Origin of the sequence: Bacteroides sp. (genome assembly GCA_036351255.1) — a bacterium.
Classification (GTDB): Bacteria; Bacteroidota; Bacteroidia; order Bacteroidales; family UBA7960; genus UBA7960.
Map to the genome: position 1 here is coordinate 1 of JAZBOS010000104.1, position 16,583 is coordinate 16,583.

Annotated in this window: 14 protein-coding genes; 7 read left to right on the forward strand and 7 right to left on the reverse strand. The window is 50.1% G+C overall.

The features are described 5' to 3' along the window. The 5 genes from V2I46_10175 to V2I46_10195 all read left to right on the forward strand — a co-directional run. A partial coding sequence (locus V2I46_10175; GenBank protein ID MEE4177864.1) for a molybdopterin dinucleotide binding domain-containing protein occupies positions 1–449 on the forward strand: 449 nt, incomplete at its 5' end. Between the two features lie 22 nt (positions 450–471). After that, on the forward strand, positions 472–1,092 hold the full coding sequence (locus V2I46_10180; protein MEE4177865.1) for a DMSO/selenate family reductase complex B subunit: 621 nt from the start codon (positions 472–474) through the stop codon (positions 1,090–1,092). Beyond that, the gene (locus V2I46_10185; protein MEE4177866.1) at positions 1,093–1,956 is read left to right on the forward strand and encodes a DmsC/YnfH family molybdoenzyme membrane anchor subunit; all 864 of its coding nucleotides are present in this window, start codon (positions 1,093–1,095) and stop codon (positions 1,954–1,956) included. Positions 1,957–1,959: 3 nt separating this feature from the next. Then, a complete protein-coding gene (locus V2I46_10190) occupies positions 1,960–3,666 on the forward strand; it encodes a nucleoside-triphosphatase (protein MEE4177867.1) in 1,707 nt (568 codons plus the stop codon). A gap of 11 nt (positions 3,667–3,677) precedes the next feature. Then, complete coding sequence (locus V2I46_10195; protein MEE4177868.1) at positions 3,678–4,259, forward strand: molybdenum cofactor guanylyltransferase; 582 nt, start codon at positions 3,678–3,680, stop codon at positions 4,257–4,259. Between the two features lie 52 nt (positions 4,260–4,311). On the opposite strand, the gene V2I46_10200 is transcribed toward V2I46_10195, so the two are convergent. Further along, entirely contained in the window at positions 4,312–5,193 is an 882-nt protein-coding gene (locus V2I46_10200; GenBank protein ID MEE4177869.1) for a M15 family metallopeptidase, read from the reverse strand. Between the two features lie 154 nt (positions 5,194–5,347). Here V2I46_10200 and arfB point away from each other — a divergent pair, with 154 nt between their 5' ends. Continuing rightward, positions 5,348–5,761, forward strand: coding sequence for an alternative ribosome rescue aminoacyl-tRNA hydrolase ArfB (gene arfB, locus V2I46_10205; protein MEE4177870.1), 414 nt, complete (start codon positions 5,348–5,350; stop codon positions 5,759–5,761). Here arfB and V2I46_10210 read toward each other — a convergent pair whose 3' ends face one another. The 6 genes from V2I46_10210 to rsmG form a co-directional block, all read right to left on the reverse strand. Then, the gene (locus V2I46_10210; protein ID MEE4177871.1) at positions 5,762–7,783 is read right to left on the reverse strand and encodes a S9 family peptidase; all 2,022 of its coding nucleotides are present in this window, start codon (positions 7,781–7,783) and stop codon (positions 5,762–5,764) included. It abuts the gene before it with no gap. Positions 7,784–7,903: 120 nt separating this feature from the next. Then, complete coding sequence (locus tag V2I46_10215) at positions 7,904–9,190, reverse strand: hypothetical protein (protein MEE4177872.1); 1,287 nt, start codon at positions 9,188–9,190, stop codon at positions 7,904–7,906. Between the two features lie 20 nt (positions 9,191–9,210). Beyond that, positions 9,211–12,621 (reverse strand): CHAT domain-containing tetratricopeptide repeat protein, encoded by a 3,411-nt coding sequence (locus V2I46_10220; protein ID MEE4177873.1) that lies wholly within the window; start codon positions 12,619–12,621, stop codon positions 9,211–9,213. After that, positions 12,614–13,486: a hypothetical protein gene (locus V2I46_10225; protein MEE4177874.1), complete on the reverse strand. Its 873-nt coding sequence runs from the start codon at positions 13,484–13,486 to the stop codon at positions 12,614–12,616. Before V2I46_10225 ends, V2I46_10220 begins: the two co-directional genes overlap by 8 nt. A 193-nt stretch (positions 13,487–13,679) precedes the next feature. Next, positions 13,680–14,696, reverse strand: coding sequence for a recombinase RecA (gene recA, locus V2I46_10230; protein MEE4177875.1), 1,017 nt, complete (start codon positions 14,694–14,696; stop codon positions 13,680–13,682). Positions 14,697–14,784: 88 nt separating this feature from the next. Beyond that, entirely contained in the window at positions 14,785–15,408 is a 624-nt protein-coding gene (rsmG, locus tag V2I46_10235) for a 16S rRNA (guanine(527)-N(7))-methyltransferase RsmG (protein MEE4177876.1), read from the reverse strand. 154 nt (positions 15,409–15,562) lie between these two features. Here rsmG and V2I46_10240 point away from each other — a divergent pair, with 154 nt between their 5' ends. Further along, positions 15,563–16,558, forward strand: coding sequence for a glucosaminidase domain-containing protein (locus tag V2I46_10240; GenBank protein ID MEE4177877.1), 996 nt, complete (start codon positions 15,563–15,565; stop codon positions 16,556–16,558). The last annotated feature ends 25 nt before the right edge of the window (positions 16,559–16,583 follow it).

Consider the following 16,583-nt stretch of genomic DNA (forward strand, 5'->3'; position numbering starts at 1 on the left):
ATACCATTCCTGCCGTTCCGAAGTACATACAGGAATGGGAAAGCCCTTTCGGGGAAGAGGCCCAAAAGTTTCCGCTGCAGGCCCTTGGACATCATTATATGCCGCGGGTGCACTCTACCCACGATGGCATCGACTGGCTGGAAGAAGCCTTCCCGCAAAGGGTATTCATGAATCCTTTGGATGCCGAACCACGTGGCATTAAGGATGGGGATATGGTAATGGTATACAACGATCGCGGAAAACTGGCCATCCCCTGCCGGCTCACCAAAAAAATTATGCCCGGGGTAGTCAATATCCCCCAGGGCGCCTGGTGGGCGCCAGATGAGGATGGCGTCGATCGCCGCGGCAATGTCAATGTACTGACCAGCCACCGCTGGACGCCCCTGGCTTTTGGGAATGCACAGCATACGATCATGGTGGAAGCCCGGAAAATGAAAAGTAAAAAATGAAAAATGAAAAATTTTAAGGGGTATGGAAAAGCAGCTGGGTTTCTTTTTTGATGCGTCGGCTTGTTCGGGTTGTAAGACCTGCCAGGTGGCGTGCAAGGACAAGAACGACTCGCCGATGGGGGTGCGCTGGCGCAGGGTGTATGAGGTGAGCGGAGGCGAATGGGTACAGCAGGGTGCAGCCTGGGTGCCCGAAATCTTCTCGTGGCACGTCTCGATGGCCTGCAATCATTGCCAGGATGCCATTTGCCTGAAATCCTGTCCCAACAAGGCCATCACCCGGAATGAGCTGGGGGTAGTGCTGATCGATGCCCGGAAATGCATGGGCTGCCGCTATTGCGAATGGACCTGCCCCTATGGCGCACTTCAGTTCGATACGGATCAAAAGATTATGACCAAGTGCAACTTCTGCATCGACTACCTGGAACAAGGCCAGCCCCCTGCCTGCGTGGCGGCCTGCCCCATGCGCGCCATTGATTTCGGCGATTTGGAAACCCTCAGGGAGCGCTATGGGAGCGTCAACGAGGTTTTCCCCCTCCCAAATAATACCTATACTGATCCGGCTTTGGTGGTTAAACCCCATCCGGGGGTTAATATCTCAGAGAAACATAAAGCACATATCGCTAACATTGAGGAGGTCAGATAAATGCAAAGCAACGAATGGCCATTGATATTTTTCACCCTGCTTTCGCAATTAAGCATGGGGATCATTTTTTCTGGCCTGGTGATTTTCCTTTTCGTAAGGACCCAGGACCTTACCGCCGGGGGTGAGCTCAGGCGCCTGGTAAGTTTCACGGCCATGGCAGGTATGGGAGTTGCGCTGGTGCTTTCATTCCTTCATCTGGGCAGGCCCCTGCATTCGGTCTTCGCCCTCGGGAATTTTGGCAGCAGCTTCCTGAGCCGGGAGATCCTGCTGGTATCCCTGTTCCTCTTCAGCCTTGCCATGCTTTGGAGTTCGGCCCGTTTCGGCATCCCTTCCCCAGCTTCTTTTAAGATCCTTTACCTGGCTTCTCTCATCGCGGGCATCACCCTCATCTGGACAATGGCGCGCCTGTATATGATTCCTACAGTGCCAGCCTGGAACACGCCCCTGACGGTGGTGAAGTTTTTCAACAGCGGGCTGTTGCTGGGTGCAGGAGTAATGATCTGTATGGTTGTTTTCCTGCACGCCAAAGGCCTTGAGGTATTCCAGGTTCGGATGGTGGTCAGCATCCTGTTTTTCGTGGTGGCCCTTGGGGTTTTCATACATCTTCTCACCACCCTGATCCCCGCTGAGGTGCAGCAAGCTTCCTCCTTCCCTGCCCCGGTGGTCCCTTTTGCCTGGAAGGCTGCCCGACTGCTGTTTCTGATTCTGGGTTTCTCGCTGCTGGCCTGGTGGTACCCGGGTTTTTTGAATTTGAGTGCCCGGGGGGCTGCCGGATGGGCCTACCTGGCCTTTGCGCTGTTGGTCCTTTCGGAGATCTGCGGACGTTATATTTTTTATGCATCCTATTTCCGGGTGGGGGTATAGGCTTTGACAGATCAAAACCGTGACATATGGCTAAAAGCGGCCGTGGTAGGAAGCCTGTGGGGCGCCTCAGAGATCGTACTGGGCTCTTTCCTGCACAACTTGCGGATCCCATTCAGCAGCAACCTGCTCACGGCCATTGGCATCTTGCTGATGATAGCCGGTCACCGCCTGTGGCCACAGCGCGGACTGATCTGGCGGGCAGGCATCATTTGTGCTGCCCTTAAAACCTTATCCCCCAGCCACGCCATCTTTGGGCCGATGATCGCCATCAGCGCCCAGGCCTTACTGATGCAGGGAGCCGTAGTGCTGGGCGGACGCAACCCGGCAGCTTACCTGGCAGGCGGGGGACTGGCGATGAGCTGGAACCTGGTGCAACGCATCCTCACTGCCCTGATCGTTTATGGGGCATCGATGGTGGACCTGTATCAGCGAACGGTGGATTATCTCTTTGTGAATACCGGCCTTAGCTTCCCGGGATACTGGACCCCCTTGTGGGTTCTGGCGTCCTTGTTTTTTGCCGGCGGGATGCTGGCGGCCGTGCTGGGCATCATGGTGTCCAGGTCCACAAAAAAAACAAACCCCATTGCCTGGGACAGCCTTTCCCCTTCAGGTTTGCGGCAAAAGCACGAAGCAGATATCCCTAGCCATTCCTCCACCTGGACACCTCTGCTGATTCTGGCCATTCTCATTAGTGCCCTGCTCCTGCTGCAGAAACTGTCTGCCTTACCCTCCATCCTGATGGTGACTAGCCTGTTAACCATTGCGGCCTGGTATGACCGAACTTTACTGAGGGGGGTATTGCAGAAACCCGGTTTCTGGATTGGCCTGTTTATCCTGGCCCTGCTCTCAGGCCTGCTGCTTGGCAAGGAGCCCAGCCAGCACTGGCTGAGCGTTGAAGGACTGCAAACCGGCATGAATATGGGCCTGCGGGCCCTGGTAGTCATAACCGGCTTCAGGGCACTGGGGCGGGAGCTGCGCAATCCTGCCCTGACGCGATGGTTCAGGCAGCGAAACCTGGGCAATTTCCTGATGGCCTCACGCATTGCTTTTCAAACTACTCCCCTCTTGCTGGAGATCCTCCCAAAAAGGGAATCCTGGAAAAGGCCCGGAGATGCCCTGCAGCAACTGGCAGGCAATCTTGAACCTGCTCTTGAGTATATGAAAAGCCGGCAGCCGCAACCCGGGGTTGTCATCCTGACGGGCGGGCGGGGATCGGGCAAAACTACCACCGTACTGAACCTTGCGCAAAGGCTCCGGGAGGAAGGACACAGCATTGCAGGCATTGCTGCTCCGGCCGTTATGCTTGAAGGCAAAAGGACCGGCTACCTGATTCGTGACCTCTCAACAGGGCAGGAAGTACCTTACGCCACCCGAACAGGGGAAAGCCACCAGGACAACCCCATTCCCTTTTCCTTTTTGGAGGATGGACACGATTTTGGGATTCAGGTCCTGAAACGACCTGCGGCCTTAAAAAGCGACTTGCTGATCGTGGATGAAGCAGGCCCGCTGGAGCTGAAAGGGAAAGGCTGGGCAGAACCCCTGCGGGATCTATTATCCAGACGCATCGGGCCTACCCTGCTTGTGGTCAGGCCATCGCTCATAGACAGCATCACCAGCCTTTGGGCCCTGGGCGATCCTGTAATGCTTGAGGTTGAAGAAATGCCTGAAGAAGAAATACTTGGGAAGATCAGAGAAATCCTGACAAGCTAAAACATCCAGGAATGAAAATGCATAATCAGATAGAGGAACTCACGGGGGTGGTCCTTGCCGGGGGAAAAAGCAGCCGCTTTGGCACCGATAAGGGGTTGTTCCCTTACCACGGAAAGCCCTTGGTGCAGCGCGCCATCGAAATCCTGCAGCCTTTTTGCGGGGAGGTGCTGGTAAGCACCAACCAGCCTGAAGCCTATGCTTTTACAGGACTTAAAACCATTGTGGATTTTTATCCCGATTGTGGTCCGCTGGGTGGTATGCATAGCGGACTTTCGCACGCAAAGGGAAAGGTGGTTTTCTTCCTGGGCTGCGATATGCCCGGGGTGAAGGGCATAGTCTTTCCCTTCTTGTTGTCTCATCTTGGGAATTACCAAGCCGCCGTGCCATTGAATAATGGCTTTCGCGAGACCCTTTGCATGGCCATGAAAAAAGAATGCCTGATCACAGTAGAACAGGCCATTCAGCAGAAAAAATTCAGGATACTGGATATGCTTGAAGGGCTGAAGGTGTCCTACCCGGAACTAAGCAACCAGCCCTTTTACCATAAGGAAATGTTTCATAACATCAATTACCGGGAAGATCTGAAAGAGTAAATAGTGATGAATGGTGAGTGTATGAGAAGCTAATCATTAACTTTAATCATTTTTAATTTTTCATTTTACATTTTTCATCTATTCCTAATACATAATTTTCAATCACCTTGAGTTCTTCTGCGGTTTCCCATCCATCAAAACCTTTCAAATGATCGTATTGGACGCTTGCTTCAAAAGCTGAAAGATATTTTGCAGCTAAAGGCTTATATGACCAATGCCACTTTTCTTCTTCATAGCCCTCAGGGCGCTGTGCATTGCGGGCGGTATAGGGCTGGCAGAAGCCATAGCGGGAGGCATTGGCCAATAGCCAGTCGTAAACATTCTTGCCCTGCCCCAACTCAAAATAGCTGTTCACCAGGCTGTTCAGGTCGATATCGGTACCCCAATGGTGACGGGAAGTCCCTGGCATGGCGCTAAAGCGAAGGATCTCACGGGCACGCTCCACGGGGTCGGCGATACTGGTTGCACGGATGTTGCCTTCGAGTATTTGCCTGCCATTCCATTTGTCGTTCCATATGCGGCGCTGATGGCTGAAGGTACGCATGGCAGAAACGATGGTCAGGTTCACCCCATCAGCTTGAGCCGCTGAGTCCATTTTCACAAAGGCTTCATAGGCTTCACGGTGCATAAACATTCCTGAACGGTTTGCAAAACTTTCCTCAATCCGGACAAACTGGTCATTGGTGGCGGGATCAAGGTTTCCCAGCAAAAGCTCAAGGGGAATTGAAGGGATCTGACTTTCGGAAGGGGTTTCCATTTCACTATAGGTTTCTTCAGTTTGTAGAGAGGATTGATCAATGGTTTGGGTGGAAGCAAAGAAGCCAGGGTTTGGCATAGGCTTTTCCTGCTTAAAAAAGAGGAACACGGCAGCCAGGATTACTACCAGGGATATTGCCAGCCAGTCATAGAGCCTGTTGTTTTTATTTTTCTTCAAAATGTTCAAAGCTTTTGTTAAACAAATTTATCCAAATTCATCGGAAATGAACACCCGAAGCTTGTTGTTTCAATCTTTCAACTTGTTTTATCTTTGGTAATTGTTATTCCTATTGCCGGAGTTCGCAAATACCCCGGCCTTTAAAACCCGTTGAATGATGAACTTCCCTCCTGTTGCTGAGCGAAATTTTCTTCCCGAGCTCCGTTTTCAGACTGCACGCAGCAGTGGGCCGGGCGGGCAACATGTGAACAAGACTGAAACCCGCGTGGAGCTTTACTTTCATATTGAAAATTCTGCCTTACTCAATGAGGAAGAAAAGGAACGGATCCTGCAAAAACTCAAGAAGCGCATCAATGCGGAAGGTGAATTAATGGTCAGTTCCGAAAAGACCCGATCACAGGCGAAAAACAAGGAAGACTGCATTGCGAAGTTTTATGAATGGGTAGAAAAAGCCCTTCATATCCCCAAGAAACGGGTTCGCACCCGTCCCACGGGCGCCAGCGTAAAAAAAAGACTGGAGACCAAGCGCCTCCAGTCTGAGAAAAAAAACTTACGTAAAAAGCCCTGATTATTTAAGCCACTGATCAAGCCACTTGAAGAACTCACGTTGCCAGAGGATGCTGTTCTGGGGCTTGAGCACAAAATGGCTTTCTTCGGGGAAGAACATAAAGCGGCTGGGGATGCCCTGCAGCTGGGCTACATTGAAGGCCTGCATCCCCTCGGATTTGGGCACGCGGTAATCTCTGCCCCCGTGAATCACCAAGATGGGCGTATCCCAGTTACCCACGAAGTTGTGCGGAGAGAAATCGTAGCTATGCGGTTGGGGCTTCTCCCAGTAAGCGCCGCCCAAATCCCAGTTGGCAAAGAACATCTCCTCTGTACTGGCATACCAGCTCTCGAAGTTAAACATCCCGCAATGGGCGATGAAAGCCTTAAACCTCCCGTTGTGGTTGCCTGCCAGCCAGTAAACGGAGAATCCCCCATAGCTTGCCCCTACGGCACCCAGACGGTTCTCATCCACATAAGGCTCGGCCGCAACGGCATCGATGGCACTGAAATAATCTTTCATATTCTGCCCACCATAATCCTGGCTGATCTGGTCATTCCACTCCTGTCCGAAGGTAGGTAAGCCGCGACGGTTGGGGGCCACGACAATGTAGTCGTGGGCTGCCATGATCTGGAAATTCCAGCGGTAGGAGAAATACTGGCTCACTGCATTCTGGGGGCCTCCCCCGCAATACAGCAGGGCGGGGTATTTCTTATTGGGATCGAAGTTGGGTGGGTAGATCACATAAACAAGCATATCCTTGTCGTCGGTGGTTTTCACCCAGCGTTGTTCCACACGGCCCAATTCGATGCGATTCAGCACCTCCGCATTTACAGAAGTGATGGCTTCCTGTGCAGCGCCCCTCAGGCCTGTCTCTACGCGGTAGATCTCAGTGGGCATCGACATGCTCATGCGCTGGGCGATAAGGTATTTCCCTGCCAGGGCAACAGATTGATAATCGTGCATACCGCTAGTAATCTGGTTAATTCGACCACTGCCCATATCCAGGGAGTAAAGCTGATAGGTGGCATTTACCCCGCTCAGAAAATAAAGCATTCTGCTGTCAAGTGACCAAACGAAGTGGTCGGAGCTCTGGTCGAAGCCTTCTGAATAATCGTGCCAGTTGCCTGTCTGGAAGTCCATGATCAGGATGCGGTTCTTATCGGCTTCAAAGCCTGGCCGTTCCATGCTCTCCCAAGCCATATAGCGGCCATCGGGTGAGAAGACCGGGTTTTTATCGTAGCCCGGATTGAATTCCGTCAGGTTTTTAGTCAGCCCTCCAGCCAGTTCATAAAGGTAAACATCGGTATTGGTGCTTACAGCCCATTCCTTGCCTTCAAGCTTTTTGCAGGTATAAGCAATGGCTTTGCCGTCGGGAGTCCAGGCAATCTGTTCATTGCCTCCAAAGGGCGCCACGGGGGAGTCATAAGGTTGCCCTTCCATAATGTCCCAATGGCGGCCGATCATCCCGTCCATATAAGGAGCAAGGAAGATGTGGCTGTAATAGGCATCGGACCAGTCGTTCCAGTGCCTGTACATCAGGTCGTCGTAGATTAGGGCATTTGCCTTGGGAAGATCTGGATGGAGATCCTGAACAGTGGGAAGCATCTTCACTGGTTTGGTAAAGAAGATGTGCTTCATATCAGGCGAATACCCGAATCCGGTGATCCCGCCGGCAATCTCAGTAAGCTTCATGGGGTTGCTGCCATCGGGTTCCATTTCCCACAATTGCCCGTCGCGGATAAAACCGATCTTCAATCCGTCGGGCCTCCAAACGCCATTGGCCTCACTAGCCTCAGAACGGGTGATGTTGCGGGCTTGTCCACCCTCGACCGCCACGACAAAAAGGTCGCGGGTTCCGCTATTGGCTTCAATGTCATAAGAAGTCACCCCATACAGGACCTGGCTTCCGTCGGACGACACCTGCACATCGCTGATGCGGTTCAGCGCCCAGAGGTCTTCTGGAATCATGGCTTTGCGCTGAGCCGGCAGCGTGACCGAAAATGCCAGTAAGAGGCTGGCAAGTAGGAGAAGTCTCTTCATGTTGTTTTGGTTTTATGTGATGCGATTCAACGGGTTGATTTCCGACCATAAAAATAGCAATATAAAAAAGGCGAGGAAAGGATATTCACCGTAAATCTTGCAGTTCATGAGGGACCTGCCTTAAACTTCCTGCTGTTCACGTTTCTTGCGCAGAATGGCCCCTGTAGTCTCTATCAGGCCAAAATAACTGAGCAGAATCAGGATATGAATGTAATGATGAAAAAAAATCATCGAAACATACACCAGGGCCAGGATGACAAAATAGCTCCATTTCTCAAGGACGAAAAACCAAATGCGCTGAAACAGCGATTTGCCTTCCGGCAACTCCCTTTTATAAAAAAAGGTATGATAGGTTACATAAAAGAAGACCACAAAAAGCAGCAACAGGTATCCCAGGGCAATGATATTGTCACCATTCCTGAGGGATTCAAGGATATTGATCAATACTATGGGCCCGGCGGCAAAGGCAGAGATGGTCTGATGCACATCATAAACACCTTCAATATCGCCAATGACCACTACCTGCCCCTCGCCAATGAAATAATCTTCGAAAAGGCCCAAATGAAAATAGCTCAGCCCTTCCACAAAATCCGACTGGATGTATCTGAACTCCGGAATGATGGTGTTTAGCGCCCAACGGCCGCCAAGCGTATAATAGGGAATGAACCACAACTTCTTTTTTTCCATGGTTTTTCCGGAAATACCTTCGAAGGCTACCAGGGGAGCCTGCTTGTGCTTACCATAAAGGATGAAGGAATACTTCAGAAATTGTTCATTGAGATAAGAAGAGCGGTATTGAGAAAGCCCTGTGGTACCCTCAAATACCGGGGGCACCATCGTTCTTTCCTGGTCGTTGTAATAGGCAGGCATCACAAACTTTTGCTTAGCCGAAAGGCTCTGGATGACTTCCTGCAAAAGGCTGTCGGCTTCAACATCGGCTGAAGGAAATTCAAAAAACACATCACAGAGCACAAAAGCGATCTTGTCGGAATGTTCATCCAGGATCTTCAGTTTCTCAGCCAGCAGCCTCCTGTCGGTAATGACCGTGTTAATGGTATTATCGTTATCCAAAGGCATCAGGGCATTATTTTTGGATGTATTGATTACCAGGTATCGGTCAGAAATATTATCTGGAGGAGGCTTCCGCAAGACCACATCATTCACAAAGGCCCGCATGTTCATATGGTCGTTCATGAAGCCGAAGCCATCCATCACGTTCACATAGCCCAGCCAAAGCATCACCAGTGCAATCAACCATATGGAATGCAATGCCGACCAGGCAGCATGTTTCCAGTACATTCCCGGAAAGAAAAAATGAATGGCCTTACTCAGTCCGGCCTTCAGCAAACCTAAACGCCAAACAGAAGCTTTCTGTTTTGTTTTACCCGGGTTTCCTGTTTGCCTCATAGGAAAAAAATGGTTTATATTTAACGAATCAGCTCAAACCCAGCCCAGAGGCTAGGTTGATCCGGGTACTGGCTTTTCATCTCCTGCCTTGCCTTTTTTAAGGCTGTTTCGATGGAATCGCCCACCACCAGCCTGGCATAAAACAGGGTCATAAGCTCCATGGTCTCAAAATCGGGAACCTCCCAAAGCGATACAATCAGATTCCTGACCCCTGCCATAAACATGGCCCGTTGTAGACCAAACACGCCTTCATTTCCCTTGATGTCGCCCAGGCCCGTTTCACAGGCGGAAAGCACCACCAGCTGGGTTTTTTCCAGATCCATATTCGACAACTCATAGGCTGTCAGGATGCCATCCTCTGCACCTGTAGGAGGTACTCCCCTGACCCAGGACTGGTTGGCCCCGGAAAACAACAGACCGCTGCGCAGCAAGGGATGGTCCGCCAGACTAAACACCTGCTGGGTGCGAGGATCCAACATATCGCGATGGAAATTCTCATCCCCTTCCGGAGGGAAACTAAAGCCATGGCTGGCCACGTGAATGATAGCGGGTGAATGCCCGCTGAGGGCTTTAAAGGACTCTTCAGTTGCTTCCTGACCTGTAAGCGTCAATGAATAAATATGCCCGCGTGATAGCAATTGACTAATTTGTTCAGCTTCAGCATGTGTGCCGGGCAAGTAAGTCCATTCTGAACCCCTGAAGCTACGGGTGGTTGCTTCATCACCTGCCTCGGACAGCGTCCCATGCTCGTAATTCCCTGCTAATCGGGCCAGGGTAGCCGTATCGGTATTGTAATCAATGCCGCCGTAGAGAATACCTGTTTCCGCGCTGAATGAAGTCTGGGCATCAACAACGTTCCGAGTGGAGGCAAGGTTATGCAAAATAAATTTGTCAGACAACACACCACCTTTAGGCATAGGAATGGCAGCAAAGGAAAAGCGGTGCAGCAGTCCCGTTGGAGAGAAGTAAATGCTTTTCACTCCTTCCAGTAGCGGCTGCATAGGTTCAATCAGCAATTTATAAAGGCGATCGTTGCCGGGGGCATAGACCTGATCAGGATGTTGTGTGGTGAAAGGTTCCAGCTCACGTCCCACCGTCAGGAAGACCATTCGCGGGTATTCGTAATCGGGGCGCAGCACCAATCCACAATAGAAAATGGAATCCGTTGGCCGTAAAAGGTCATAATACCGGAAGCTCAGGAATTCAATGGTTGCTTCTCCCTGGCTTAGGGCCTCGCGAATCTGCCGGAAGGAAACAGCCTCTGCTTCCATCCCGGGAAAAGAATTAGCGCCTGTTTCCGACACCTCCGCAAGTCTTCTCTTGATCCGCTTTTGCAAGGAATCGTATGTTGCTTCCAATTCTTCAGGATCCTCAACCCGCTGATCCACAGGCAGGGCATACAAAGCCTCAATCTCTTCCCGCAGGTTTTTCTGACTGTTAGAAAGATCATTCAGCAAACTGTCCTGGCTCTGAGCCACCATTTGCTGTACCTTTTGTGCTGACTGAAGAAGCAAACCCTTCAGGAAAAGCTGATTGTCATATGCCTGACCAGCAAGAGAAGGATGTTCTTCCCCCTGATGCAGATACAGCCTGTGGTAGAAGTCAAAATACCTGCTGATGTTCAGTTCAATATATGATTCAAGCTCCCTTTCCGACCAATGGAGCAGATTTCGGTCCACCTGAGTCAACAGGCCGGCATTGCCTTTCAGCGCCAAATCAACAGAGGCGTCCATCTGCCCGTCGCCTTCCAGGTATAAAGCAAGGTTATGTAAATTGGCCAGGTAATCAGGATGGTGGCTTTCCTTACGCAGCGCATAACGGTCCAGACTCTTTCGGGACCAATCAATGGCTTCTTCATAATGACCTGTTTTGGCATAGACCATCGAGAGGTTACCCATCAAATTGGAATATTCCCTCATTTGATCGAAACCGGATTCCTCCATCAAGCGGATGGCTTCCAGGTAATGTTTTTCAGCCAGTTCCATCTTTTCCTGATACCAATAGTTGGTAGCCAGGGTACCCAGCCCGATGGCATAATCAACTTCATTATAACCACCTCTGGGTAAAGTTGCCTGGCCTCGCAGCAAGTATTCTTCAGACCTTTCATATTCCTCCTGAAGCATAAGGGCAATGCCCAGGGTACTCAAACCAGAGCCATAGGCTGGATGATTGGTTTTCCCAGATCGCTCTAACCTGCCTACGCCTTCTTCCGCCCTTTTGGTGGCACGTTCAATATTATACATCTTCAAATCAATCCCTGCAAGGGTGATCAGCGTGGATCCGATTTCCTCATCCGATTCAGGTTGGGTCTTCAATAAACTCTTCAGGTATTCCGACAGGTGGTCTTCAGCCTGATGAAATTCTCCCACCTGGCTATAAATACTCCCCAAAGAAGAAATTATGCTCAGATAAATGGAATTGTCTTCACCTAAAGGCTCGAGGAGAACCTTTAAACGCTCGTGAACCATAATAAGCTTTTGCCAGTTAAGATACCCAAAGTAAAATTCCAATAACTTTCCAAGGATCTCCATTTCCCCTTCCAGGGTTCCGGGGGTGTTCAGTGCCAGCAATTCACTGTAGAGGGGTTCTGCTTCTTTGTGGTAGCCCAGATCCCAGAACTGTTTGGCAAATGTAAGGATCACCTGTTGATACTCTTTTGAGTCAGCACCATAATGTTCACGGGAAAAAGGTACAGCTCCCAGGTAGCTCTGCACCGCCTGCTCTTTGAGTCCGGCATTCCAGTAAAGGTCACCCAGCTGAACCTGAAGGGATATTTTTTCCTCCACGACCCGGTCGCCATGGGTCAGGTAAAGCGCTGCGAGAGCCTCCATGTATGGAATGGCCTGCTGATACTCTCTTTCGTTATTATATTTCTGGAAAATGTGATTGAGTGCAGTGGCATATCCACTTTCATAAGGATCAGGCAGCGTTTTGTAAACCTCCAGAGCCTTGCTGTAATAGCTCCTGGCTGCCTCGGGGTGATTAAAGTCGTGATAAAGCAAACCCAGGTAAAAATACATATACCCTGCCCTTTGGGTATTTCCCAATTCCTCAAGGATATAGGTAGCCGCCAGGTAGAACTTCTCTGTATTTTCAAAATCATTATAGACATCTAGGTAGTTATCGCCAATGCGCTCCAGGCAAATGGAGGTGGACAGGGAAATATTCAGTTTGATATCCAAGGCCTTGTTCAGGTAATCCAGAACCCTTTGCGCAGGCCAGTGACCTTCAAATTGAGTCACATCGCCAGTCTGGACCCAGTAGGTCAGGGGTTGACCGTCCTTGTAATACATCGCTTGGTTGATAGTACCGGACGCATCATAACCTACCTGCATTCCTTCCTTCTTGTCCTGCCCTTTAACTGTTGCCGGAAGGAGAAACAAGAAGGGGATAAAGGTTGTCAGAAAACCTTTCATAATCGGATTAGTCATACTGTAAATAGGCCTTTTCAATCTTTTCTTTAAGCCATTCACGGGCTTCTTCAGGAGTAAAAATACCAAAGGCCTGTTGTATTTGACGCAAGGTTATCAGGTTAGAAACCAGCATTTGATAAACAGCATCCTTGTCCATCACCAGGCCTTCAAAGCGTGCCGAGGCAAAAAAGGCAATGATATCATCCAGAAAATACAGCCTGAAAGGGGCAATATCAGGTTCAAGCGGGGTGACCTCACCATTAGTGACATCGACAAGAAATAGCCTGATTTCATTCATTTCAAAAGAGTTCAGGGTTTCATTCCCATCCGGGCCAATTCCACCAAACAGATGGCTGCGGGTCAGGAAAAGGGTATCATTCTGCCCCAAAACCTGCTGGCAGGTTTCCCCCTCAAGGTCATACTGTGCAACCAATTGGATTGGTCCACTGAACCGGTATTGTTCAAGACCGCGACACAGTACAGTATCTTCCGTAAGGAGGACAAGTGCAGACTCCCCGGGCGAAAAGGCTCTTTGGAATTCAAAGTCACTGCGAATGTATTTCACTCCACGGGTGGCAAGCATCAGGTCACGACCCGGCTTCACGGCCTGGGCAGGGATTACTACGATCTTACGACGACTGGCATCAAGCAACTGCAAAAAATCCTGGTCAGCGCCAAAGTCAAGCTGACCTGCCTCCTCCTGCATATTGGAGGCGACATCAAGATCCGGAAGCTCCAGCCGGTCTCCTCGTTTAAGTTCCTGCCCCTTGTATGAAACCTTGCCCCTGACCATCACCACCTCATAAGGAAGTTGGGCAATCACAAGACCATGAAGGCTTAAGGCAATGAACAGGAAGAACAATCGATAAAGCGTGGTTTTCATTTTGGAAAATGATTTGAAATCCCTTTGAAACGCAAGTATTGCGCGCTAAAAACGTCAAATATACTAATTAATGAATTCCTCCACTGAAACTACCCATACAAATCAACAGCAAGCCAGCTAATTTAAATCAAATCTAAATAATAAATAAAAAGGGGCCACCGGGGCCCCTTAGTCAGTTTTTTCGAAAATAAACCTATGCAGTTTCCTTTATCGCCTCCCTGATTTTATTTTCTATCTCTTCTGAGAGTTCGGGATTGTCAAGGAGCAGTTGTTTTACGGCATCCCTGCCCTGCCCCAGCTTGGTCTCCCCATAGCTGAACCAGGAACCGGACTTTTTCACAATGTTGTGATCCACGGCAAGGTCCACAATCTCACCCACTTTCGAGATGCCCTGGCCATAAATGATATCGAACTCGGCCTGACGGAAGGGCGGAGCTAGTTTGTTCTTCACCACCTTCACACGCGTTCGGTTGCCCACTGCGGTATCGCCTTCCTTGATCTGGGATATGCGACGGATATCAAGACGCACGGAGGCATAAAACTTCAAGGCATTCCCACCGGTAGTGGTTTCGGGATTACCAAACATGATGCCGATCTTTTCGCGCAGCTGGTTGATGAAGATGCAGCAGCAACCGGTTTTGTTGATGGTACCGGTAAGCTTTCGCAAGGCCTGCGACATCAGCCTGGCTTGTAAACCCATCTTCGAGTCACCCATTTCCCCTTCGATTTCGCTCTTTGGGGTCAAGGCAGCAACCGAGTCAATGACGATGATGTCAATGGCCCCTGAGCGGATCAGGTTCTCAGCAATCTCGAGGGCTTGTTCACCATTGTCGGGCTGGCTCACCAGCAGGTTTTCAATATCCACGCCCAGTTTCTTGGCATAGTTGCTGTCGAAGGCGTTTTCGGCATCAATAAAAGCGGCAATGCCCCCGGCCTTTTGTGCTTCCGCAATGGCGTGAATGGCCAAAGTGGTCTTCCCCGAAGATTCAGGGCCGTAGATCTCTACCACGCGTCCACGTGGAAGGCCTCCGGTGCCCAAGGCCAAATCCAGTGTCAGAGAGCCTGTGCTGATGGCCTCAACGGGCACAACCGCCGAATCTCCAAGTTTCATAATGGTGCCCTTACCGTAAGACTTCTCGATCTTATCCAGTGTCAACTGAAGGGCTTTTAGCTTCTCGGCGTTCACGCCATTCCCCTTTTCTTTACTCATACAAATGTTTATATTTCAATAAGTTACTGCAATTATTCTGAACCTCCAAATATATTAAAATTTTTCCTTTCCCGAAACTTTTTTTCCATTAGGGCCTTCCAATATGAACGACTTTCTTGGTTTCAAAGAAGGGTTCGTCAAACCATTGGCTCAAGGCAAACACCTGTGAAGGCCAGGCTAGCTGTTTCAATTCTTCCTCAAAATCGCCCCCTTTCAGGTAGAGTATCCCATTGGAAAGACTCTGTTCCTTGCCCGGACGGATCAACTGTTTCACCCAATCCAAAAAAACAGGCAAGGCTGTAACGGCACGACTCACCACAAAATCGACCTTCTCGCTAAGTGTCTCGGCCCTTGTCTGAAGAGCTCTCACGTTTTTAAGTTCCAAGGCATTGGCCACTTCATTCACAACCCTGATCTTCTTTCCAATGCTATCCACAAGCAAAAACTCAGACTGTGGAAACAGAATTGCCAGTGGTATCCCGGGAAAACCTCCCCCAGTCCCCACATCAAGCACTTTGGTTCCCTCCTTGAAACGGATCACTTTAGCGATTCCAAGTGAATGCAGGACATGATGCATCCAGAAATGTTCCATATCCTTGCGCGAGATCACATTGATCCGGTCATTCCACGACTTATACAAGGGCAATAAAGCCCTAAATTGATCATATTGAACGGATTCCAGATCCGGAAAATATGTCCTGAAAATTTCCATTGCTTGCCAAGTGCTTTGATCAGATGCCTGACGGCCTTAAAAACACAAAGCTAATGAAAGCAAAGGAGCCTTTAGCCACAAAAAAAATATTATTTTCAATGAAACGTTGATTAATGAAATGCCGTATCATTACTAAACACTAATCTGCCGTTCAATGCGATATCCGACAAAAGCCCTGTTTCAAAAGCTTTTCGTGTTTTCCATATTGTTTTGCCTGTTGTTTGGAGCCCATGCTGAAGGTCAGCGAAGCATGACCCGTGACGAATACATCGCCACCTACCGCGACATTGCCATCGATGAAATGCGGCGCAACGGCATTCCTGCCAGCATCAAGCTCGCCCAAGGCATCCTCGAATCGGGCTTTGGCAACAGCGAGTTGGCGCGTATAGCCAACAATCACTTTGGCATCAAATGCAACGGCTGGACCGGTCGCACCATGCATCAGGATGATGACCGCAAAAACGAATGCTTCCGCGCCTACGAGGACCCCTTCGACTCCTACCGCGACCATTCCCAGTTTTTGCGCACGCGCCCCTGGTATGCTTCCCTTTTTGAGCTCGACCCTACAGATTATAAAGCCTGGGCTTATGGCCTGCGCCGCGCCGGATATGCCACCAACCCCCGCTATGCCCAACTGCTGATTCGCGTAATTGAGGAAAACGACCTGAGCCAATACGATAAAATGGCCTTGAGCATGGTTAACCAATTGCCCGAAGTTCCTAATCTCCGCACGGCTGGAAGCCGCCCTGCAAGCCCGGCACCCACCCAGACTGCTGAAGATTTTGCGCCCCTTACCTTTGAGACTTACCGGGTGATTAAAACCAACAACCGCATCAAATACGTGGAAGCCCGCCCCGGCGACACGCCCGAAAGCCTCGCCCAAGAACTGGATATACGTCCCTGGCAAATCCTCCGCTACAATGAACTGGAAGAAGGTCAGCAAATTAAACCCGGCCAGATCTTATACCTGCAACCCAAACGTAAGCAGGGCGCCAAAGCGACACATATCGTCCAACCCGGTGAAACCATGTACGACATTTCCCAACTGCACGGCATCAGGTTGGATCACCTCCTCAGCCGAAACAACATGGAGGACTGGCAACAACCCGCAGTTGGCCAGAAGATATTGCTGAGGGGAAGAGCAAGATAAAACGTCCCTGAATAAAAAGCGCTCC